The organism is Bradyrhizobium erythrophlei (genome assembly GCF_042430365.1).
Taxonomy (GTDB): domain Bacteria; phylum Pseudomonadota; class Alphaproteobacteria; order Rhizobiales; family Xanthobacteraceae; genus Bradyrhizobium; species Bradyrhizobium erythrophlei.
Map to the genome: position 1 here is coordinate 108,575 of NZ_JBHMET010000233.1, position 20,315 is coordinate 128,889.

The window sequence follows — 20,315 nt, forward strand, 5'->3', positions numbered from 1 at the left end:
CGCGCGCTCGGCGTCCACCGCATCTCACCGCAACACTCGTGACGATCGCGACGCGCCCCTCAATCGGGTGAGACGGGCCGATTCATACATCAATTTCCATTTCCGAGAAACAGAAATATTTCTTTCGCGGAGGCTTGACAGGTTTTGCTGATTTGCCCGACGGGTCGCTGTGACGTGTTCACACAAGTGGCGATGATGCGCTGCGGCACTGACCAATTGTCGACATCAGTCTTCCGCTAGCGATTGTTGTGCTATCCTAACTGTGATCCCTCAATCGAGGATCGTGTTTTCAATGCACTAACATATTTTGGAGGGAATTGCAGATGCGATGGTCTTACGCCTTATGTGTCTTTATGGCCGCATTCTCCGTGCCAGCTACTGCTGCCGATGCAGACTCAAACCTCAAACAGAGGGTCGAACAAATCGGCGCTGCATACGCAGAAAGCTTCAATAAGCAGGATGGTGCAGGGATCGCTGCGCTATTCGTGAATGGAGGCGTTCACGTCAATCCAGCAGGACCACGAAGTGACATTGCAGAATTCTACCAAGGTGCTTTTAAGGCAGGATTTGATCACGAGGAAATAACCGTGGATCAAGCTTGGCCCCTCGGTACGGACACAGCTCTCGCTATCGGCGGATATCGCATCACTGGCAAAAACCAAAGCGGAGCCCCCATCGAAACAGGTGGGATTTGGACGGCGACTTACATTACCGAGGGCGGAAAATTGAAAATTCGCATGCTGTCGGCGATGCCCAAGCCGCCGCAACCTCCAAAATAAGAGGCGTCAGGCGATCGGGGAATAGCCCGATCGCCTCCATCCCGAAGCCATGCCGGTGGTTCTGATCGCTGCAGCGCTTTCTGATCTCGGCGGCGCCCTGTCAATACTCTTACCTATCCAATTGCCAGCCGCCTTGGGCTGCTTTGAAGTAGAGCACTTTGCTCGCAATCAAAACGGCAACGCGACCCCGGTCTTGATCTCCTTCAGGATCACGTTGGTGCGGACGTATCGGATACCGGGAATGCGGAACATGAAGTCGTCGAGGAATCTGTTGTAGGCATCCATGTCGCGGACGACGACGCGCAGGTGATAGTCGGCGTCGCCGGTGGTCGCAAAGCATTCCAGCACCTCGCGGCGCTTCATCACGCGGGAGACGAACTCGTCGACGAACTTCACGTCGTGCCGCTCCAGCGAAACGTGCAGGATCGCCGACGTCGCAAAGCCCGCCTGCTCGCGCTTAACCAGCGCCGAATAGCCTGAGATGACGCCTGATTCCTCCAGCGCGCGGACGCGGCGCCAGCACGCCGAGGTCGACATGCCGACGATATCGGCGAGCTGCTGGTTGGTCGCGCGGCCGTCCTTCTGCAACTGGCTAAGAATCTTCTCGTCCTGCTCCTCGACCATGAACGCGCTCCAATCTGGTAGAATCTACCCCAAAAAGCCACAAACCGAAGCATTCTACCGAAAATCGCCATTCCAGGGAACAGATAGGTATGACCTACCAGGCGCCGGGGCGTACCGTTCTCTCCAGCAAACGCCAGGATTCACAGGGGTCAGTCATGGGCCAGATGCCAGCACTCGACGCCTACCAGCTCTCCGACCGCTACACGCGCGACAGCGGCCGTGTCTTCCTCACCGGCACGCAGGCGATCGTCCGCATCGCGCTCGACCAGGCCAAACGCGACCGCGCCGCGGGGCTCAATACCGCAGGCTTCATCTCCGGCTATCGCGGCTCGCCGCTCGGCGGCGTCGACCTCGAGCTCTGGAAGATCAAGGAGCAGTTGAAGACGAACCGCATCGAATTCCTGCCCGCGGTGAACGAGGATCTCGCCGCCACCGCCGTGCTCGGCTCGCAGCAGGTCGAGACGCAAGGCGACCGCGAGGTCGATGGCGTGTTCGGGCTGTGGTACGGCAAGGGCCCCGGCATCGACCGCTCGGGCGATGCGCTGAAGCACGGCAATGCCTACGGCTCCTCGCCGCATGGCGGCGTGCTTGTGGTCGCCGGCGACGACCATGGCTGCGTGTCGTCGTCGATGCCGCACCAGTCCGACGTCGCCTTCATGACCTGGTTCATGCCGACGTTGCATCCCGCCGATGTCGGCGAATATCTCGCCTTCGGCGAGTACGGCTATGCGTTGAGCCGCTTCTCCGGCATGTGGGTCGGCTTCAAGGCGATCTCGGAGATCGTCGAGTCGGGCGCCTCGGTGGAGCTGCGCCCGCCACGCAGCTTCGCGCGGCCGGATTTTTCGCCGCCGCCGGGCGGGCTGCACTATCGCTGGCCGGATCTGCCGGGACCGCAGATCGAAGAGCGGCTGGAGGCCAAGAAGCACGCGGTCTACGCCTTCGCGAAGGCCAACCCGATCGACCGCCACATCTACGACATTCCGCACGCGACCTACGGCATCGTCACCACGGGCAAGGCGCATCTCGATCTGATGGAGGCGCTGCGGCTGGTCGGGCTTGATGAAGCCGCTTGCCGCCGCTTCGGCATCGACATCTACAAGGTCGGCATGGTGTGGCCGCTCGCGCTGCACGATGCGATGGAGTTCGTGAAGGGCAAGCGCGAGATCCTCGTGGTCGAGGAGAAGCGCGGCATCATCGAAAGCCAGTTCAAGGAATATTTCTACGATTATCCCGGCGCAAAGCCGGACCGCATGGTCGGCAAGCACGACGAGACCGGCGCGCGGCTGATCTCGTGGATCGGCGAATTGTCGCCGCGCATGCTCGCCGGCGTGCTGGCGCGGCGGCTCGATCCGATGTTTCCGGAATTGCAGTTGGCGCGCCGCGTCGCCGCGCTCGCGCCGGAGCCGGAGCGCTTGATTGCCGTCCCCGACGCGACGCGAACGCCCTATTTCTGCTCGGGCTGCCCGCACAATACGTCGACCAAGGTGCCGGAAGGCTCCAAGGCATTGGCCGGCATCGGCTGCCACTTCATGGCGAGCTGGATGGACCGCGAGACCTCGTCCCTGATCCAGATGGGCGGCGAAGGCGTTAACTGGGCGGCCTCGTCGCGCTTCACCGGCAACAGGCACATCTTCCAGAATCTCGGCGAAGGCACCTATTACCACTCGGGCTCGATGGCGATCCGGCAGGCGATCGCGGCAGGCGCCAACATCACCTACAAGATCCTGTTCAACGACGCGGTCGCGATGACCGGCGGCCAGCCGGTCGACGGCCCGGTCAGCGTGCACGCGATCGCGCACTCTGTCCGCGCCGAGGGCGTCTCGCGCATCGCGCTGGTCTCCGACGATCCCACGCATTTCTCGCCGGCGGATTTGCCCGCCGGCGTCACCATCCATCCACGCGACGAGATGGACGCCGTGCAGCGCGAGCTGCGCGATATCCCCGGCGTCACCGTGCTGATCTACCAGCAGACCTGCGCCACCGAGAAGCGCCGGCGGCGCAAGCGCGGCACGCTTGCCGACCCCGCGCGCTTCGCCTTTATCAACGATCTCGTCTGCGAGGGCTGCGGCGATTGCTCGGTGGAGTCGAACTGCCTCAGCGTCGAGCCGAAAGAGACGCCGTTCGGCCGCAAGCGCAAGATCAATCTCTCCACCTGCAACAAGGATTTTTCCTGCCTCAACGGCTTCTGCCCGAGCTTTGTCACCATCGAAGGCGGCAGGCGGCGGGCGAAGACGGCAAGCGCCATCGATCCTTTGGCGCGCGCGGCGGCGCTGCCGGCGCCGCAGTTCGCGACGCTGGAGCGGCCCTATGACCTGCTCGTCACCGGCGTCGGCGGCACCGGCGTGATCACCGTCGGCGCGCTGGTCGCGATGGCCGCGCATCTCGAAGGGCGCGGCGCCTCGGTGCTCGACTTCACCGGCTTTGCGCAGAAGTTCGGCCCGGTGCTGAGCTATCTGCGGCTGGCCACGACGCCCGATGCGCTGAATCAGGTGCGGATCGACCAGGGCGCCGCCGACGCGTTGATCGGCTGCGACCTCGTGGTGAGTTCGTCGGCCAAGGCGTCCGGCACCTATCGCAAGGGCACGCGCGCCGCGATCAACATCGCGGAGATGCCGACCGGCGACGTCGTGCGTTTCCGCGACGCCGACCTCGCTTCGCCGGTGCGACTGCGCGCGATCGCGCGGGTGATCGGCGCGGATAACCTCGCGACGCTGGACGCCAATGCGCTGGCCGAGCGGCTCGTCGGCGACAGCGTATATGCCAACATCATGATGCTCGGCTTCGCCTGGCAGCAGGGGCTGGTGCCGGTGTCGCTCGCGGCGCTGACACGCGCGATCGAGCTCAACGGCGTCACCGTCGAGCGCAACAAGATGGCATTGGCGTGGGGACGGATCGCGTGCGCCGATCCGGATTTCCTGCCGAAGCCGGAGCGCGCCGCGGCCGGCACAGTCGAGACGCTCGACCAGGTGATCGCGCGGCGCGCCGACTTCCTGAGGGATTATCAGGACGCGGCCTACGCCGCGCGCTACCTGGCGACGGTCGAGCGTGTGCGCCGCGCCGAGGCGGCGCTTGGTGTCGAGACATCGGGGCGACGTGATGCGAGCGGCAACCGCGATGGCACTGCGCCCCCTCTCCCGCTTGCGGGGGAGGGTTGGGGTGGGGGTCTCACCACGAGTCGCATCGCGGAAAGAGCCCCCACCCGCATCGCATCTGCCGATGCGATACGGCCTCCCCCGCAAGCGGGAGAGGCGAACCGAGCCTGTGGCGAGACCGAATCAATGAAGCACGATCTCCCCCTCACCGACGCGGTCGCGCGCTCGCTGTTCAAGCTGATGGCCTACAAGGACGAGTATGAGGTGGCGCGGCTGCACATGCAGACCGGCTTCCTCGACGAGCTCAGCCGCGAATTCGATGGCAACTACAGGGTGCAGTACCATCTCGCGCCGCCGTTCCTGCCCTCGCGCAACGATGCGCGCGGACGGCCGCGCAAGCGCGCGTTCGGCCAGTGGATCCAGACGCCGCTGCGCCTGCTGGCACGGCTCAAGGGACTGCGCGGCACGGCGTTCGACGTGTTCGGTTACACGGCGGAGCGGCGCAGCGAGCGCGCGCTGATCACCTGGTACGAGGCGCTGATCGAAACCATGCTCGGCCGGCTCGACGCGCAGCGCCTGCCCGACCTCGTCGCGATTGCCAGGGCGCCGATGGAGATCCGCGGCTACGGCCCGGTGAAGGACGCGACCATCCACACCGCCAAGGCGGAGGTCGCGCGGCTGACCGCTGAGCTCGGCGCGTCCTCAGAAATGGGGACAGTCGCCCGGGCGGCGAGCTGATAGACTTCGACCCGCCAAGCCGCCTCACCTCGGGGGACACCGCCATGGGTCACAATGCCTTCCTGCTCGGATCAGCTATTGCCAACCTCATCCTCTTGGCCACGCCGTTCATTGCGACAGCGGCCGCACAACCCGCGGTCAACCTCGACCAGTTGACCGCGACGCAGGCCGCGGCCGACATCTGTGCCGGCAAGATCACCAGCAAAGCCCTGACCGCGGCGGCGCTGGCCCGCGCCAAGGAGCTCAACAAGCTCAACGCCTTCATCACCCTCGACGAGACGGGCGCGATGAAGGCTGCCGAGGCATTCGACGCGAGCCACAAGCCTGGCGTCGCCTGCAAGCCGCTCGGCGGCGTGCCCATCGTGATCAAGGACAATATCGAGGTGGCGGGCCTGCCCTCGAGCGCGGGCACGCCGGCGCTGAAATCCTATGTGCCGGCGAAGGACGCAGCCGTCGCAGCGAAGCTGCGTGAGGCCGGCGCCATCATCATCGGCAAGACCAACATGCACGAGCTTGCCTTCGGCATCTCCGGCTACAACACCGCGTTCAAGACGGCTGCCGAATTCGGCGTGCGCAATGCCTATGATCCCGCCAAGATCGCCGGCGGCTCGTCGTCGGGCACCGGCGCCGCGGTCGGCGCGCGCATCGTCACCGCGGGCCTCGGCACCGACACCGGCGGCTCGGTGCGCATCCCCTGCGCGCTGAACGGCTGCGCCGCGCTGCGGCCGACGGTCGGGCGTTATCCGCAAGGCGGCATCGCGCCGATCTCGCACACCCGCGACACCGCGGGCCCGATGGCCGCGACGGTGGCCGACGTCGCGCTGCTCGACCGCGTGCTGGCCGGGGGCGAGGCGATCACGCCTGCCAGTCTGAAGGAGGTGCGGATCGGTGTGGTCAAACCGCTGCTCGCCAATCTCGATGCCGACACCGAGACTGCGTTTCGCGCAGCGCTCGACCAGTTGAAGGCGCAGGGCGTCACTTTGGTCGATGTCGAAATGGACAAGCTCGCCGAGCTGAACGGCCAGGTCGGCTTCCCGGTCGCGCTGTACGAGGCCTATGACGACATGGTCGCGTATCTCAAGCACACCGGCACCGGGATCACGATCGAGGCGCTGGCGAAGGAGATCGCAAGCCCCGACGTCAAGGGCACCTATGACGGGCTCGTCATCCCGCGCAAGCTGCCCGGGCCCGACAACACGGTGGTCGACGCCAAGCCGATCTACGACGCCGCGATCGCAACCGCCCGTCCGGCGCTGCAGGCGCTCTATCGCGACACCTTTGCCAAGAACAGGCTCGATGCCATCGCCTTCCCGACGGTGCCGAAGGTCGCGATCGACTCCAACCCGGACGCCTCGAGCCTCGCCAATTTCGGCCTGTTCATCCAGAACACCGATCCCGGCAGCAATGCCGGCATCCCCGGCATCCAGCTCCCGATCGCATTGGGCGCCTCGAGCAAGCTGCCCATCGGCCTCGAGCTCGACGGCCCCGAAGGCAGCGACACCAGGCTGCTCGCGATCGGCATGGCGATGGAGAAGGTGTTCGGCCGGCTGCCGCCGCCGGGGCGATAGACGTGTTCAGCTCCGTTGAGTCCGTCATCGACTTGCCTCGGTGAGGGACGCACCAGTGGATAGGTTCCCTCCCCCCTTGCGGGGGAGGGAGCCTGACTGGCGTGCTCACCTCACGGAATGTGCGGAGAAAGCAGGATCAATGCTTCGCGAACAGGCTGGCGACGCCGCTGCGGCGGCGGACGCCGAGCTTTGCGAAGATGCGCGCGACGTGGGTGCGCACGGTTGACAGGCCGAGCTGCAGGCGGTGCGCGATCTCCTTGTCGCTGAGCTCGTCGGCGATCATCCGCGCGATCTCGAATTCGCGCACCGAGAGCTTCAGGATCGGCGAGCTGCCGCCCACCTCTGCGACATGACCGCCGGCGGCACGGACCAGTGCACCGGTGAACGCCGGCTCGACCAGGCGCAGGAGATCGAGCGTATGCGCGTCAAAATTCCCGCGGTGACGGCCGCGCCAGATCCTGACGTCGCCGATATTGCGGTTGCCGACGAAGCTGTAGGCGTTGACGCCCCAACATAGCCCATCGCGGGCGAGGAAGTCGTTGAAGAACTCGGTCCGCATCAATTCGCGCTGCGGCATCACCTGCGTCACCAGCGTCGCCTCGCGCCGCGCCTGCAGCTTGAAGGTGATGGGATCGTGGTGCTGGAAGTAGCGGTCGTAATTGGCGAGGTTGTTCGGGTCCATGTTGATGAACACGGCCTTGCCGAAGGTCTTGGTGGCATCCTCCCAGACATAGGAGGCGTAATGATCTGCCTTCAGCAAATCGAGCAGATGCTGCCCGATCGCCTCGCGCACCTCGCGCTCGGCCATGTCCTCGGACAACAGTCCGAAGATCCGTGCCAGCACCCGGCTTTCTGCGGCATCGACATACATGAGGGACAAGCCTAGCCGAGGACGGCGGCGTAGGAAACGGGCGATGACTCCTCACGAATACGGATTGATCAGCTTCTGCTGCTCGGTCGAGTGGCGCACCAGGAGGTCGATGAAGGTCCGCACCTTCGCCGAGAGGTGATGGCGGTGCGGATAGACCGCATTCATCGTGAGCTCGACCGGACGATACTCCGGCAGCAGGCGGACGAGCTGGCCGGATTCCAGCTCGTCGCGAACCAGGAAGCCCGCGGCCAGGAAGACGCCGACGCCGGCCAGCGCGGCGAGCTTCAGCGTTTCGCCGCTGTTGGAGATGAGATTGCCCGCCACCTTCACCGATGCCGGCGCGCCCTTGCGGTCGACGAACCGCCATTCGTCACCGAACGGATAATTGACGTGGCGGACGCAGTTGCGTGTCGCGAGGTCGGCAAGCTGCTCCGGCTTGCCGTGCTGCGCGATATAGCCGTGCGAGCAGCACAGCACGTGCCGCCAGGTGGCGATGCGGCGCAGGATCAGGCTGGAATCGCGCTGCGGGATCATCTGCACTGCGAGGTCGAAATTCTCGTCGATCAGATCGACATTGCGCTCGCCGATCGCGAGGTCGATCTTGGCCTCGGGATAGGTCGCGAGGTACTCGGCGACCACGGGCGACAGGAACTGCACGATGTGGGTGTTGGTGAAGATGCGCAGCGTGCCGCGCGGCACCGATTGCAGTGCGCCGGCGATGTCGTCGGCCTGCTCGATGTCGGACAGGATCTGGACGCAGCGGTCGTAATAGGCCTGGCCGACCTCGGTCAGGCTGACCTTGCGCGTGGTGCGGTTGAGCAGCCGCACGCCGAGCCGGTCTTCCAGCGCCTGGACATGGTTGCTCACCATCGTCGTCGACATGTTGAGCTTGCGGCCGGCCGCCGAGAAGCCGCCGGAATCCACGACCCGGACGAAGGCAGTCAGACTGGTCAGGCGATCCATTCGGCAAGCCCCCGATTGTCTACTCTGGCTTGATAATGCTTCCAGTTTTGGCGGGATTATCACAGCGGGGAAGACATTGCATCTAAAGGGCGTACCCGGCGCCCTCCTCGTGAGGACGTGCGCGCCGGTCAGGAGAATGCCATGTCGACTACCACCTATGTCTCTGATGAATCATCAAAAATTAGCCTTCGCCCGTCGCGGCAGGCGGTCAAGCGGGCCGCCCTCGCGCTTATCGCTGCGCTCGGCGTCGCCGCTGTGGGCGACTTCGGCTACGACTACCTGACCACCGGCCGCTACCTCGAATCGACCGATGACGCCTATGTGAAGGCGGACTCCACGATCATCGCGCCGAAAGTGTCGGGCTACATCGCGCGCGTGCTGGTCGGCGACAACCAGCCGGTGAAGGCGGGCCAGCTGCTGGCCGAGATCGACGACCGCGATTTCCGCGCCGCCCTCGGACAGGCCAAGGCCGATGTCGATGCCGCCGAGGCGTCGGTGCGCAATCTCGACGCCCAGATCGCCCTGCAGCAGCCGATCATCGCGCAGGAGACGGCCGACGTCGCCGCCGCCGAAGCCAATCTGAAATTCGCGCAGGAGGAGCAGGCCCGGTACGACGGGCTGATGAAATCCGGCTCCGGCACCATCCAGCGCGCGCAGCAGACCGACGCGGCGCTGCGCTCGAGCAACGCGCAATTGCAGCACGCGAAGTCTGGCCTGTTGGCCGCCGAGCGCAAGGTCGATGTGCTCACCACCCAGCGCGCGCAGGCCACAGCACAGGTCGATCGCGCCCGCGCGGTCGAGCGGCAGGCCGAGCTGAACCTGTCCTATACGAAGATCAGCGCGCCGGTGGACGGCACCGTCGGCGCCCGCACGCTGCGCGTCGGCCAGTATGTGCAGGCCGGCACGCAACTGATGGCGGTGGTGCCGCTCGATGCGGTCTATGTGGTCGCGAACTTCAAGGAGACCCAGCTCACCCATTTGCGCAACGGCCAGCCGGTCGAGCTCACCGTCGACGGCTTCCACGGCACCAGGCTGAAGGGCCATGTCGACAGCCTGTCGCCGGCGAGCGGCCTCGAATTCGCGCTGCTGCCGCCCGACAACGCCACCGGCAACTTCACCAAGATCGTGCAGCGCGTGCCGGTGAAGATCGTGCTCGACGACCACAGCCTCACCGGCCTGTTGCGCCCGGGCATGTCGGCCGAGCCTGTCGTCAACACCAAGGCGACGGTGCTGGCCGAGCGCGAAGCGAAGCGGCGCGTTGCGGTTGATGCTCCCCGTGCCAAAGGCGGCTAGCACTTAAGACACCGTAAGGTGAGCACGCCTCACAGGCTCCCTCCCCCCTTGCGGGGGAGGGTGGGGAGAGGGGTGCGCCCCGGGCGCGAAGCCAGAGATTGCCGGACCGTCTCAATCCTGCCGATGCTTCCCTTGAGGTGCTCGCTATCCGTCGAACGTCAGCGCAAGCGGCACCCCTCTCCCCAACCCTCCCCCGCAAGGGGGGAGGGAGCCTGGCGAGCCTGCTCACCTTATCGAGCCCTCGTCCTTGAGACGATTATCAACCTCGGCCGGACAATCCTTCCATCATTCCCTCGATTATCGAGACCGGCCGCCTAATGCATCCTGTGCTTGTCAAGCAAGGACGACCCCGATGACCGCACTCCAGCCCACCCTCAACGTAGCCGCTTCGGCTGACCTCCCCCGAGCCGCCACGCAAGCGGCGCCGGCGATCCCTGCGAAAACCTGGATCGCGGTCATCGGCGCCACGCTCGGCGCCTTCATGGCGGTGCTCAACATCCAGATCGTCAACGCCTCGCTCGCCGACGTCCAGGGCGCGATCGGCGCCGGCATCGATGATGGCGGCTGGATCTCGACCTCCTATCTGATCGCCGAGATCGTGGTGATCCCGCTCTCCGGCTGGCTCGCCCGGGTGTTCTCGGTCCGCCGCTATCTGCTCACCAACGCGTTCCTGTTCCTGGTGTTCTCCGCGGCCTGCGCGCTGGCACAGGACCTGCCGCAGATGATCGCGCTGCGCGCCGTGCAGGGTTTTACCGGCGGCGTGCTGATCCCGATGGCGTTCACGCTGATCATCACACTGTTGCCGAAGGCGAAGCAGCCGATCGGCCTTGCGCTGTTCGCGCTGTCGGCGACGTTCGCGCCCGCGATCGGCCCGACCATCGGCGGCTACCTGACCGAGAACTGGGGCTGGCAGTACATCTTCTATGTCAATCTGGTGCCAGGCGCGGTGATGATCGGGATGCTCTACGTCTCGCTCGACTCGCGCCCGATGAAGCTGTCGCTGCTCCGCCAGGGCGACTGGGCCGGCATCATCACCATGGCGATTGGCCTTGCCGCGCTGCAGACCGTGCTGGAGGAAGGCAACAAGGACGACTGGTTCGGCTCGCCCTTCATCGTCAAACTGTCGGTGATCGCCTTGGTCGCGCTGACCGCCTTTTTGGTGATCGAGCTCTCGGTCGACAAGCCGCTGCTCAATTTGCGCCTGCTGCTGCGCCGCAATTTCGGCTTCGGCATGCTGGCGAACTTCCTGCTCGGCGTTGCGCTGTACGGCTCGGTGTTCATCCTGCCGCAATATCTGGCGCGCATTCAGGGCTACAATGCCGAGCAGATCGGCATGGTGCTGGCCTGGACCGGCTTGCCGCAGCTCCTCTTGATCCCGCTGGTGCCGCGGCTGATGCAGCGCTTCGATGCCCGCATCCTGATCGGCATCGGCTTTGCACTGTTCGCCGGCTCGAACTTCATGAACATCTTCATGAGCAACGACTACGCCACCGACCAGCTGTTCTGGCCCAACGTGGTCCGCGCCGTCGGCCAGGCGCTGGTGATGGCCCCGCTGTCGGCGGTCGCGACCTCGGGCATCGAGCCGGAGAACGCCGGTTCGGCCTCCGGCCTGTTCAACATGATGCGCAACCTCGGCGGCGCCGTCGCCATCGCGCTCCTTCAGACGCTCTTGACCAAGCGCGAACAGTATCATTCCAACGTGCTGATGCAGTCGGTCTCCATGCTGGAGCAGGCGACCCGCACCCGGATCGAGCAACTGACCCAGTATTTCATCAACCACGGCGTTGCCGACCACGCTGAGGCCACCCACCGCGCGATCGCGGCGATCGACAAGATCGTGCAGAAGCAGGCCTTCATCCTCGCCTTCAGCGATACCTTCTACCTGCTCGGCATGGCGCTGATCGTCGCGCTGGTCGCGGGGCTGTTCCTGAAGAAGCCCGGCCATCTTGCCGGCGGCGACGCGCACTGATTACCATCCACGCCAAGGCAACAACGGAGAACGACCATGAAGCCCCGCATGAACTACTACCAGGCCGCACCCGAGACGATCAAAGCGCTGGTCGCGGTGGAGAACCAGATCAAGGCGAGCGGTCTGGAGCAATCGCTGATCGAACTGGTCAAGACCCGCGCATCCCAGATCAACGGCTGCGCCTTCTGCATCAACATGCACACCGAGGACGCCCGCAAGCACGGCGAGACCGAGCAGCGGCTCTATCTGCTCAACGCCTGGCGCGAGTCGCCGCTCTACAGCGACCGCGAGCGCGCCGCGCTGGCCTGGACCGAAGCTTTGACGCTGATCTCGGAGACGCACGCGCCGGACGCCGACTATGAAGCGGTGCGCGCACAGTTCTCCGACACCGAGCTCGTCAATCTGACCACGCTGATCGGAGCGATCAACGCCTGGAACCGGATCGCGATCGGCTTCCGCGCGGTGCATCCGGTGAAGGTGAAGGCGGCGGTGGCGTAAGGACAGACAAACGATGATCTATCCCCGTCATCCCCGCGCAACGGCTTCGCCGTTGTCGCTGGAGGTGCGAGCCTCTTCGGCGAGGCTCGAAGGATGCACGGCCACAGTCGGGCCGTCGCCCTTCGAGGGCCGCTGAAGGAGCGGCCACCTCAGGGAGGCGGTGAAAGAGCGTCGCTCGGTAGCGCTAAACCGCGGTCGCCTGGGCGAACTCGACATAGATCTGGCGCAGGCGGTCGGTCATCGGACCGACCTTGCCGTTGCCGACCGGCTTGCCGTCGATCGCGACCACGGCCTGGACGAACACCGAGGCGCTGGTGATGAAGGCTTCCTTGGCGGCGAGCGCTTCCTCGACCGTGAAGGCGCGCTCCTCGATGCGGAGCTGGCGCTCCTCGGCGAGCTTGACCACCGCCTTGCGGGTACAGCCGGGCAGTATCTCGTTGCCGTTCTGCCGCGTCACGATGACGTCGTCCTTGGTGACGATGAAGGAGGAGGACGAGCCGCCTTCGGTCACCTTGCCGTCCTCGATCATCCAGGCCTCGCCGGCACCGGCCGCCGCCGCGGCCTGCTTGGCCAGCACCTGCGCGAGCAGCGCGACGCTCTTGATGTCGCGGCGCTCCCAGCGGATGTCGGGCACCGTGATGACATTGATGCCGGTCTTGGCCGAGGGCGCGTTGATGATGTCCTTTTCCGAGGTGAACATCACGAGCGTCGGCTTGACGTCGCCCTTCGGGAAAGCGAAGTCGCGTCCCTTGTCGGCGCCGCGGGTCACCTCGAGATAGACCATGCCGTTGACGAGCTTGTTGCGCGCAACCAGCTCCTTCTGGATTTCCTGGATCCGCGCCAGCGTCTCCGGCAGCGCGAGCTGGATCTCGCCGACCGAGCGCTCCAGCCGCGCCAAATGCGAGGCGTTGTCGATCAGCTTGCCGTCGAGCACCGCGGCCACCTCATAGATGCCGTCGGCGAACAGGAATCCGCGGTCGAAGACCGAGACCTTGGCCTCGGAGTGCGGCACGAACGAGCCGTTGACGTAAGCGATCTGTTCCAAGCGAGTTCTCCTGCGGACCGGACGAGATTTTGCCCCTTCCTATACGCAAATTGTTAACGGCGATAAACCCCGGAGAGGCCATTCCGGGCGCCCTCCACGTCATTGCGAGCGGAGCGAAGCAATCCATAGTGCCGCAAGCGGAGATATGGATTACTTCGTCGCTTCAGCGCAAAATTGCTTTGCAATTTTGTCGCGAGCTCCTCGCAATGACGGCGGAGAGGTGGACGGGCCGGTGCCCGTCAGTGCTGCAAGATCTTCGACAAGAACTTCTGCGCGCGGTCGCTGCGGGGGCTGCCGAAGAAATCGGTCTTCTTGGCGTCCTCGACGATCTCGCCGCGGTCCATGAAGATGACGCGGTCGGCGACCTTGTTGGCAAAGCCCATTTCGTGGGTGACGACCATCATGGTCATGCCCTCGCGGGCGAGGTCGACCATCACGTCCAGCACCTCGCTGATCATCTCCGGATCGAGCGCCGAGGTCGGCTCGTCGAACAGCATCGCGATCGGGTCCATGGCGAGCGCGCGGGCGATGGCGACGCGCTGCTGCTGGCCGCCGGACAGTTCCGCCGGGAATTTCTTCGCATGGTCCTTCAGCCCGACCCGCTCCAAAAGCTTCATCCCCTTGACCACGGCGTCGTCGTGCTTGCGCCCCAGCACCTTCTCCTGCGCGAGGCAGAGATTGTCGACGATCCGTAAATGCGGAAACAGCTCGAAGTGCTGGAACACCATGCCGACGCGCGAACGCAGCTTCGGCAGGTCGGTCTTGGGATCGTTGACCTTGACGCCGTCGAGGATGATCTCGCCGCCCTGGATCGGCTCCAGCGCGTTGACGCATTTGATCAGGGTCGACTTGCCCGAGCCCGAGGGGCCGCAGACCACGACCACCTCGCCCTTGGTGACGCTGGTGGTGCAGTCCTTCAGCGCCTGGAAGCTCGGCCCGTACCATTTGTTGACGTGGTTGATCTCGATCATGATGGCTCAACTTGTTTGTTTAGGCATGACCTTGTCGGAAAACCGGTTCCCACTTTTCCGGGTCATGCCCTATCGAACGATGGCAATGCGCGTCTGCAGGCGGCGGACGAAGAAGGACGCAACGCAGGAGATCGTGAAGTAGACCAGCGCGGCGAACAGGTACATTTCGACCAGACGGCCGTCGCGCTGCGCCACCTTGCTGGCGGCGCCGAGGAAATCCGGGATCGACAGCACGTAGACCAGCGAGGTGTCCTGGAACAGCACGATGGTCTGCGTCAGCAGCACCGGCAGCATGTTGCGGAACGCCTGCGGCAGCACGACGTAGCGCATGGTCTGGCCGTAGGTCAGGCCGAGCGCGCTCGCCGCCGCCGGCTGGCCCTTCGAGATCGACTGGATGCCGGCGCGCATGATCTCGGAGAAGTAGGCCGCCTCGAACATGATGAAGGTGATCAGCGAGGAGGCGAAGGCGCCGACCTTGATCGGCCGCGCCGCGCCGGTCACCCACTGCCCGATATAGGGCACCAGGAAGTAGAACCAGAAGATGACGAGCACCAGCGGCAGCGACCGCATGAAGTCGACATAGAAGCCGGCAAGACGCCCGAGCAGCTTGTAGCCGGACAGCCGCATCAGGGCGATCAGCGTGCCGAAGACCAAGCCGCCAAACGCCGAGAGAGCTGTCAGCGTCAGCGTGAACGTCATGCCCTCGTAGAACAGATAGGGCAGCGAGCGGCGGATGACGTCGAAATCGAGACTGCCGATCATCGCTATTTCCCCGAGATGTAGCCGGGGATCGCGACATAGCGCTCAAGGAAGCGCATCGCCGTGACCACAACGAAGTTGAGCAGGAGATAGAGCACGGTTGCCGCCGTGAAGGCCTCGAACACCTGGAACGAAAACTCCTGCATCGAGCGCGCCTGCCCGGTCAGTTCGATCAGGCCGATGGTGATGGCGACCGCGGTGTTCTTGATGGTGTTGAGGAACTCCGACGTCAGCGGCGGCAGGATGATGCGGAACGCCATCGGCAGCAGCACGTAAGCGTAGGTCTGCACCGTTGTCAGGCCGAGCGCGGTCGCAGCCTGCTTCTGCCCGCGCGGCAGCGAGCCGATGCCGGCCTGGAGCTGCACCGCGACGCGCGCCGACATGAACAGGCCGACGCCGATCGCGGCGGTCCAGAACGGCGCGTTGGGCAATTGCTTGAGCCAAAGCCCGGCGGCCCTCGGCAGCAGCTCGGGCAGCACGAAGAACCACAGGAAGAGCTGCACCAGGAGCGGCATGTTGCGGAAGAATTCGACCCAGCAAAAGCCGATCCACGATGCCGTCCGCGACGGCAGCGTGCGCAGGACGCCGACAATCGAGCCGAACACCAGCGCGATGATCCATGCGAGCAGCGCCGTCTTGATGGTCAGCACCAATCCCGTCAACAGCATGTCGAGATAGGTGCCGGTCCCCATCGGGTTCGGCTCAAAGAAGATGTGCCAATTCCAGTTGTAGTTCACAGGTCCCCCGCGCAACCGCGCCGATCACGCAAACAACGCCGCCTCCAGGCAGCCGCCTCTATGCAAATGTCCGGCCATTCTCCTCCAGAAGGCCGGACCTGCACACTTCCGGTCCCTCATCCCCGGGAGCGGCCTCCTCGCCGCGTCTCGAAGAAGCCCGGATACTGCCCTCATGGATCGAGACGGCGCAAGAGCGCCGCCTCACCCTGAGGGTCTATTTTGCTTACTTATACGCGTCCGGATCGGGCGAGTCCGACGGCTTGGCGAACTCGTTCTTCAGTTCCGGCCCGATCGGCACGTTGAGGTTCAGCCCCTTCGGCGGGATCTTCTGGGTGAACCACTTGTCGTAGATCTTCTGGGCTTCGCCGCCGGTGTAGAGCGCCGCGGTGGCGGCGTCGACGACCTTCTTGAACGCAGCGTCATCCTTGCGGAGCATGATGCCGTAGGGCTCGGGCTTGGAGAACGCGTCCTTGGAGATGACGTAGTCGCCCGGCGCCTTGGAGCCGGCGACCAGGCTCGCGAGCAGGATGTCGTCCATCACAAAGGCGACCGCGCGGTCGGTCTCGACCATCAGGAAGGCTTCGGCGTGGTCCTTGGCCGGGATGATGTTGGCACCGAGGCCGCGCGCGACGTTGGCCTCGGTGAGCTGCTTGATGTTGGTGGTGCCGGCGGTCGAGACCACCGTCTTGCCCTTCAGATCGTCGATCGACTTAAGCCCGCTCGACTTCTTGAAAACGTAGCGGCTAGCGGTCAGGAAGTGGGTGTTGGTGAAGGAGACCTGCTTCTGGCGCTCGGCATTGTTGGTGGTCGAGCCGCATTCGAGGTCAACGGTGCCGTTGGCCATCAGCGGGATGCGGGTCGCCGAGGTGACCGGGTTGAGCTTGACCTCAAGCTTGTCGAGCTTGAGCTCCTTCTTCACGGCATCGACAATCTTGTAGCAGATGTCCATGGCGTAGCCGACCGGCTTCTGGTTGTCGTCGAGATAGGAGAACGGAATCGAGGAATCGCGGAAGCCGAGCGTGATCGCGCCGGTGTCCTTGATGTTCTTCAGGGTGCCGGTCAGCTCCTCGGCCTGCGCCCCAGTCGCGCCGAGCGCGGCGGCGAGCGCGAAGCCGATCAAATATTTGCGTGTCATGCGTGTACTCCTTGCCTGGAAACAGTCGATTTAGGTGATGATGTCGCTGAGGACGGGTGCGATATAGCGGCGAAACTGTTCCGGATTCTCGCTCATCGGGAAATGACCGAGCTTTTCCATGATCGTGACGCTGGCGCCCCCTATTGCCGCTGCCGTCCGCTCTGTGTCCTCAGGCGTGCAGGAGAAATCATACTCGCCCGTGAGCAGGTAGAGCTTGCATACTTTAGTATCGATTGACGCGACCCGGCCGCGCAGATCGCCATCGACCCGGTAAAAGTAAAGATCGCCCTTGAACACGCCGGGGCCGCCCTGCTTGTAGGCCCACAGCGTCTCCATGCGTGCGGCTTGCGGGCTCTGCGGGGCAATCAGCCCGGACACCAGCGCGGCGCAGACCTCCCCGCCATGGACGTCCGGACGGTTCAGCCAGTCGGTGTCGTACCACGGGGTCTGGAAGTCAGCGGCCTCGAGCCCGATCAGGGCGCGGAATTCGGCGGCGTGTTCGATCGCGAGGTTGAGCACGATGCGGCCGCCGATCGAGCAGCCCATCACGACCGGCTTCTCCAGATCGAGCGCGCGGCAGAAGGCGCGGATGGTCTCGGTGTAGCGCGCGGTCGTGAGCTGATATTCATCGCCGGTCCAGCTCATCGGCGGATTCGACTTGCCGTGCCAGGGCAAATCAAAGGCAATGATGCGGAATTTTTTGGCAAACTCGGCATCGGCCAGCAGGTGCCGCCATTGCCGCCCGTCGGAGCCCGCGGTGTGCAAGCAGACCAGCGGAATGCCGGCGCCGTTCTCCTCGAAATAGATGCGGTGCATCACGCCGTCGATCTCGACGTGAACGTAGCGGCCGACCATCGGCTCGATATGGCCGCTCATGATGCGACCGCCGCGACTTGCCCGCGCGGCAGCGCCAGCAGGTCCTTGAAGAACTGCAGATGCGCCATGAACGGATGCAGATCGCCTTCCAGCACCGCCTCGCCGCGCTTGGTCAGCGCCAGCAGATCGTGCCAGCCGGGCTTCGGTTCCGCCTGCCAATAGGCGGTCCAGGCTTGCGGCGACGCGCGATAGGAGAAGCGCCAGGAGCGCATCAAGGCCGGCACCGGCGTCATGTCAACGATGCAGCCGGAGCGGATCGACACGTGGAAAGGCCGATCCATCGGGCCGAGGCGGCAGTCGCAATCGAGCATCCGGCCACGCGCGACGAGCGCCGGGGCGGAATTGAGCAGCTTTGGAATGCCGGCAAACGCCCTGATGACGGCGTCGGTGGCGTCAGGCGATGGCGTCATCTCGTGAGCAGGGTTCCTGCGGGAGGGCGGGCCCATGATGACCGGAAGCCACTGATGCCGCAAGGCGGCGCAGCCTTGAGATTCCCTTGATTATTGGCTTGACCAAACCGGAAACGCCGGGCAACGGCGCCGTCGAGGCGGGCAGAAAGTCGCCACGCCGCGCCGTCGTCATGCGACGAACCGCCAAGATAATTCCGTCCCTCGGCACGGCCCGGCAGGCCAATTGTCGCATGCCATGCCGCGCGGGCGAATAGCCCTTCCGTTGCGCGCACCGATCTGTCCAATGCCCTTTCAATTCCCTGTCGCTTCAGGGATCATCGGGAACAAGCAAGAGATCGGCCGCGATCGCAACGCGGCCGCAAGGGAGAAATCGAGATGTCACAAGCCAATCGTTGGAGGGCCGTGCTCGCCGCCGCCGGCATGTTGGTGTCAGTCGCGGCTCACGGCCAGGATTATCCGACCAAGCCGATCACACTGATCGTGCCCTGGCCCGCAGGTGGATCAACTGACATCTCGATGCGCGCGATCGCCGAGAGCGCATCGAAGGTGCTGGGCCAGCCGATCGCGATCGACAACAAGGCGGGCGGCGGCGGCACCGTCGGCCCGGCGACGATGGCGGCGGCGGCGAAGCCGGACGGCTACACCATCGCGCAGATCCCGGTCACCGTGTTCCGCCTGCCTCTGATGCAGGAGGTCTCCTGGGACCCGGCCAAGGACTTCTCCTATATCGTCCACCTCACCGGCTACACCTTCGGCGTCACCACCAGCGCTGAGTCGCCATTCAAGAGCTGGCAGGACGTGGTCGACTTCGCCAAGAAGAATCCCGGCAAGGTGACCTATGCGACGCCGGGCACCGGCACGTCGCTGCATATCGGCATGGAGCAGATCGCGGCGCTGGCCGGCATCAAGTTGACCCAGGTGCCGTTCAAGGGCGGCGCCGAAACCAATGCCGCCGTGCTCGGCCAGCACACCATGCTGCAGGCCGATTCCACCGGCTGGCGGCCGCTGGTCGATGCCGGCAAGCTCAAGCTGTTGATGGTGTGGACGGCGGCGCGCTCGCCGAACTATCCCGACGTGCCGACCTTGAAGGAGCTCGGCTATCCCATGATCTACGATTCGCCGTTCGGCATCGCAGGGCCCAAGGGCATGGACCCCAAGATCGTCGCCAAGCTGCACGACGCGTTCAAGAAGGCGATCGAGGACCCCGCCGTGATCGCGACGCTGGCGAAATACGACATGGTGCCGAATTACAAGAACACCGAGGACTATAAGAAGTTCGTGGTCGAGGTCACCGAGTCCGAGCGAAAGGTGATCGATACGCTCGGGCTGGCGAAGAAGTAGGATCAAGGCCGCCACAAGCGTTGGCGTCATCCTGAGGTGCGAGCCGCACTTGCGGCTCGCCTCGAAGGATGGAAGCACCGTCGCCCTTCGAGGGCTACGCTGCGCTCCGCCGCCTCAGGGTGACGATACGACGACCGATATCCGGAAGCATCTCACATGACAGACCAAACGAACGTCAAACTCCGCCTCAACAACTCCGAACTCTGGGGCGGGCTGATCGGGCTCGCGCTCGGCGTCTTCGTGATCTGGTCGGGGCTGAAGCTGAAGCTCGGCACGATCAATGATCCCGGCTCCGGCTATGTGCTGTTCTACACCGGCATCCTGATGTGCGTGTTCGCCGGCTCGATCATCGTCGCGGCCGTCACCGAGGGCGGGCCGACCTTCGCTTCGCGCTGGCAGAACGCGCGCTGGGGCAAGCCGCTTTTGATCATCGCCTGCCTCGCCGCATTCGCCTTTGCGCTCGAACCGCTCGGCTTCCTCCTGTCGGCGATCCCGCTGATGGTGCTGCTGTTGCGCCTGATCGACCCGGTGCGCTGGTCGCTGACCATCCCGCTCGCGATCCTGGCGCCGCTCGGCATGTGGTGGGTGCTGAAGCATCTGCTGGCGATCCAGTTGCCCAGCGGCATGTTCGAGATCGGGTGAGCGC

Annotated in this window: 18 protein-coding genes; 8 read left to right on the forward strand and 10 right to left on the reverse strand. The window is 64.6% G+C overall.

Features of this window, described 5'->3' with window-relative positions; translation table 11 throughout:
* Positions 1–323 precede the first annotated feature (323 nt).
* The gene (locus tag ACFFWD_RS35845; protein ID WP_376973671.1) at positions 324–779 is read left to right on the forward strand and encodes a YybH family protein; all 456 of its coding nucleotides are present in this window, start codon (positions 324–326) and stop codon (positions 777–779) included.
* Positions 780–947: 168 nt separating this feature from the next.
* On the opposite strand, the gene ACFFWD_RS35850 is transcribed toward ACFFWD_RS35845, so the two are convergent.
* Positions 948–1,403, reverse strand: a complete 456-nt coding sequence (locus tag ACFFWD_RS35850; protein ID WP_376973673.1) for an Lrp/AsnC family transcriptional regulator — start codon at positions 1,401–1,403, stop codon at positions 948–950.
* 155 nt (positions 1,404–1,558) lie between these two features.
* On the opposite strand from ACFFWD_RS35850, the gene ACFFWD_RS35855 reads away from it, so the two are divergent.
* Both ACFFWD_RS35855 and iaaH read left to right on the forward strand, forming a co-directional pair.
* Positions 1,559–5,233 carry an indolepyruvate ferredoxin oxidoreductase family protein gene (locus ACFFWD_RS35855; protein WP_376973675.1) on the forward strand — a complete coding sequence of 1,225 codons (3,675 nt, stop codon included), beginning with the start codon at positions 1,559–1,561 and terminating at the stop codon, positions 5,231–5,233.
* Positions 5,234–5,277: 44 nt separating this feature from the next.
* Positions 5,278–6,801: an indoleacetamide hydrolase gene (gene iaaH / locus ACFFWD_RS35860; protein WP_376973677.1), complete on the forward strand. Its 1,524-nt coding sequence runs from the start codon at positions 5,278–5,280 to the stop codon at positions 6,799–6,801.
* A 136-nt stretch (positions 6,802–6,937) separates the two neighbouring features.
* Here the strand turns inward: iaaH and ACFFWD_RS35865 are convergent, their stop codons facing one another.
* Both ACFFWD_RS35865 and ACFFWD_RS35870 read right to left on the reverse strand, forming a co-directional pair.
* Positions 6,938–7,672 (reverse strand): helix-turn-helix transcriptional regulator, encoded by a 735-nt coding sequence (locus tag ACFFWD_RS35865; RefSeq protein WP_376973679.1) that lies wholly within the window; start codon positions 7,670–7,672, stop codon positions 6,938–6,940.
* A 51-nt stretch (positions 7,673–7,723) separates the two neighbouring features.
* Complete coding sequence (locus ACFFWD_RS35870) at positions 7,724–8,635, reverse strand: LysR family transcriptional regulator (RefSeq protein WP_376973681.1); 912 nt, start codon at positions 8,633–8,635, stop codon at positions 7,724–7,726.
* Positions 8,636–8,776: 141 nt separating this feature from the next.
* Here ACFFWD_RS35870 and ACFFWD_RS35875 point away from each other — a divergent pair, with 141 nt between their 5' ends.
* From ACFFWD_RS35875 to ACFFWD_RS35885, 3 genes are all read left to right on the forward strand, one after another.
* On the forward strand, positions 8,777–9,928 hold the full coding sequence (locus ACFFWD_RS35875) for an HlyD family secretion protein (protein WP_376973683.1): 1,152 nt from the start codon (positions 8,777–8,779) through the stop codon (positions 9,926–9,928).
* Positions 9,929–10,280: 352 nt separating this feature from the next.
* On the forward strand, positions 10,281–11,897 hold the full coding sequence (locus tag ACFFWD_RS35880) for an MDR family MFS transporter (RefSeq protein WP_376973685.1): 1,617 nt from the start codon (positions 10,281–10,283) through the stop codon (positions 11,895–11,897).
* 36 nt (positions 11,898–11,933) lie between these two features.
* Entirely contained in the window at positions 11,934–12,395 is a 462-nt protein-coding gene (locus ACFFWD_RS35885; RefSeq protein WP_376973687.1) for a carboxymuconolactone decarboxylase family protein, read from the forward strand.
* A 184-nt stretch (positions 12,396–12,579) separates the two neighbouring features.
* Here the strand turns inward: ACFFWD_RS35885 and ACFFWD_RS35890 are convergent, their stop codons facing one another.
* The 7 genes from ACFFWD_RS35890 to ACFFWD_RS35920 all read right to left on the reverse strand — a co-directional run bounded on the left by ACFFWD_RS35890 (position 12,580) and on the right by ACFFWD_RS35920 (position 18,328).
* The gene (locus ACFFWD_RS35890) at positions 12,580–13,440 is read right to left on the reverse strand and encodes a D-amino-acid transaminase (RefSeq protein ID WP_376973689.1); all 861 of its coding nucleotides are present in this window, start codon (positions 13,438–13,440) and stop codon (positions 12,580–12,582) included.
* Positions 13,441–13,679: 239 nt separating this feature from the next.
* The gene (locus tag ACFFWD_RS35895; protein ID WP_376973691.1) at positions 13,680–14,411 is read right to left on the reverse strand and encodes an amino acid ABC transporter ATP-binding protein; all 732 of its coding nucleotides are present in this window, start codon (positions 14,409–14,411) and stop codon (positions 13,680–13,682) included.
* 69 nt (positions 14,412–14,480) lie between these two features.
* Positions 14,481–15,173, reverse strand: a complete 693-nt coding sequence (locus ACFFWD_RS35900; protein WP_376973693.1) for an amino acid ABC transporter permease — start codon at positions 15,171–15,173, stop codon at positions 14,481–14,483.
* Positions 15,174–15,175: 2 nt separating this feature from the next.
* The gene (locus tag ACFFWD_RS35905; protein WP_376973695.1) at positions 15,176–15,907 is read right to left on the reverse strand and encodes an amino acid ABC transporter permease; all 732 of its coding nucleotides are present in this window, start codon (positions 15,905–15,907) and stop codon (positions 15,176–15,178) included.
* A gap of 223 nt (positions 15,908–16,130) precedes the next feature.
* Positions 16,131–17,042 carry an amino acid ABC transporter substrate-binding protein gene (locus ACFFWD_RS35910; protein ID WP_376973697.1) on the reverse strand — a complete coding sequence of 304 codons (912 nt, stop codon included), beginning with the start codon at positions 17,040–17,042 and terminating at the stop codon, positions 16,131–16,133.
* 30 nt (positions 17,043–17,072) lie between these two features.
* On the reverse strand, positions 17,073–17,918 hold the full coding sequence (locus ACFFWD_RS35915; protein WP_376973699.1) for an alpha/beta fold hydrolase: 846 nt from the start codon (positions 17,916–17,918) through the stop codon (positions 17,073–17,075).
* Positions 17,915–18,328, reverse strand: a complete 414-nt coding sequence (locus ACFFWD_RS35920; RefSeq protein ID WP_376973701.1) for a hypothetical protein — start codon at positions 18,326–18,328, stop codon at positions 17,915–17,917. Before ACFFWD_RS35920 ends, ACFFWD_RS35915 begins: the two co-directional genes overlap by 4 nt.
* A 375-nt stretch (positions 18,329–18,703) precedes the next feature.
* Between ACFFWD_RS35920 and ACFFWD_RS35925 the strand changes: the two genes are divergently transcribed.
* Positions 18,704–19,669 carry a tripartite tricarboxylate transporter substrate binding protein gene (locus ACFFWD_RS35925; RefSeq protein ID WP_376973703.1) on the forward strand — a complete coding sequence of 322 codons (966 nt, stop codon included), beginning with the start codon at positions 18,704–18,706 and terminating at the stop codon, positions 19,667–19,669.
* Positions 19,670–19,825: 156 nt separating this feature from the next.
* Entirely contained in the window at positions 19,826–20,311 is a 486-nt protein-coding gene (locus ACFFWD_RS35930) for a tripartite tricarboxylate transporter TctB family protein (protein ID WP_376973705.1), read from the forward strand.
* Positions 20,312–20,315: the final 4 nt, after the last annotated feature.

Coding starts and splice junctions, on each gene's coding strand:
- ACFFWD_RS35920 (WP_376973701.1), bottom strand. CDS start 18,328: ATGACGCCATCGCCTGACGCCACCGACGCCGTCATCAGGGCGTTTGCC.
- ACFFWD_RS35880 (WP_376973685.1), top strand. CDS start 10,281: ATGACCGCACTCCAGCCCACCCTCAACGTAGCCGCTTCGGCTGACCTC.
- ACFFWD_RS35875 (WP_376973683.1), top strand. CDS start 8,777: ATGTCGACTACCACCTATGTCTCTGATGAATCATCAAAAATTAGCCTT.
- ACFFWD_RS35870 (WP_376973681.1), bottom strand. CDS start 8,635: ATGGATCGCCTGACCAGTCTGACTGCCTTCGTCCGGGTCGTGGATTCC.
- ACFFWD_RS35885 (WP_376973687.1), top strand. CDS start 11,934: ATGAAGCCCCGCATGAACTACTACCAGGCCGCACCCGAGACGATCAAA.
- ACFFWD_RS35850 (WP_376973673.1), bottom strand. CDS start 1,403: ATGGTCGAGGAGCAGGACGAGAAGATTCTTAGCCAGTTGCAGAAGGAC.
- ACFFWD_RS35925 (WP_376973703.1), top strand. CDS start 18,704: ATGTCACAAGCCAATCGTTGGAGGGCCGTGCTCGCCGCCGCCGGCATG.
- ACFFWD_RS35865 (WP_376973679.1), bottom strand. CDS start 7,672: ATGTATGTCGATGCCGCAGAAAGCCGGGTGCTGGCACGGATCTTCGGA.
- ACFFWD_RS35900 (WP_376973693.1), bottom strand. CDS start 15,173: ATGATCGGCAGTCTCGATTTCGACGTCATCCGCCGCTCGCTGCCCTAT.
- ACFFWD_RS35930 (WP_376973705.1), top strand. CDS start 19,826: ATGACAGACCAAACGAACGTCAAACTCCGCCTCAACAACTCCGAACTC.
- iaaH (WP_376973677.1), top strand. CDS start 5,278: ATGGGTCACAATGCCTTCCTGCTCGGATCAGCTATTGCCAACCTCATC.
- ACFFWD_RS35855 (WP_376973675.1), top strand. CDS start 1,559: ATGGGCCAGATGCCAGCACTCGACGCCTACCAGCTCTCCGACCGCTAC.
- ACFFWD_RS35845 (WP_376973671.1), top strand. CDS start 324: ATGCGATGGTCTTACGCCTTATGTGTCTTTATGGCCGCATTCTCCGTG.
- ACFFWD_RS35910 (WP_376973697.1), bottom strand. CDS start 17,042: ATGACACGCAAATATTTGATCGGCTTCGCGCTCGCCGCCGCGCTCGGC.
- ACFFWD_RS35895 (WP_376973691.1), bottom strand. CDS start 14,411: ATGATCGAGATCAACCACGTCAACAAATGGTACGGGCCGAGCTTCCAG.
- ACFFWD_RS35915 (WP_376973699.1), bottom strand. CDS start 17,918: ATGAGCGGCCATATCGAGCCGATGGTCGGCCGCTACGTTCACGTCGAG.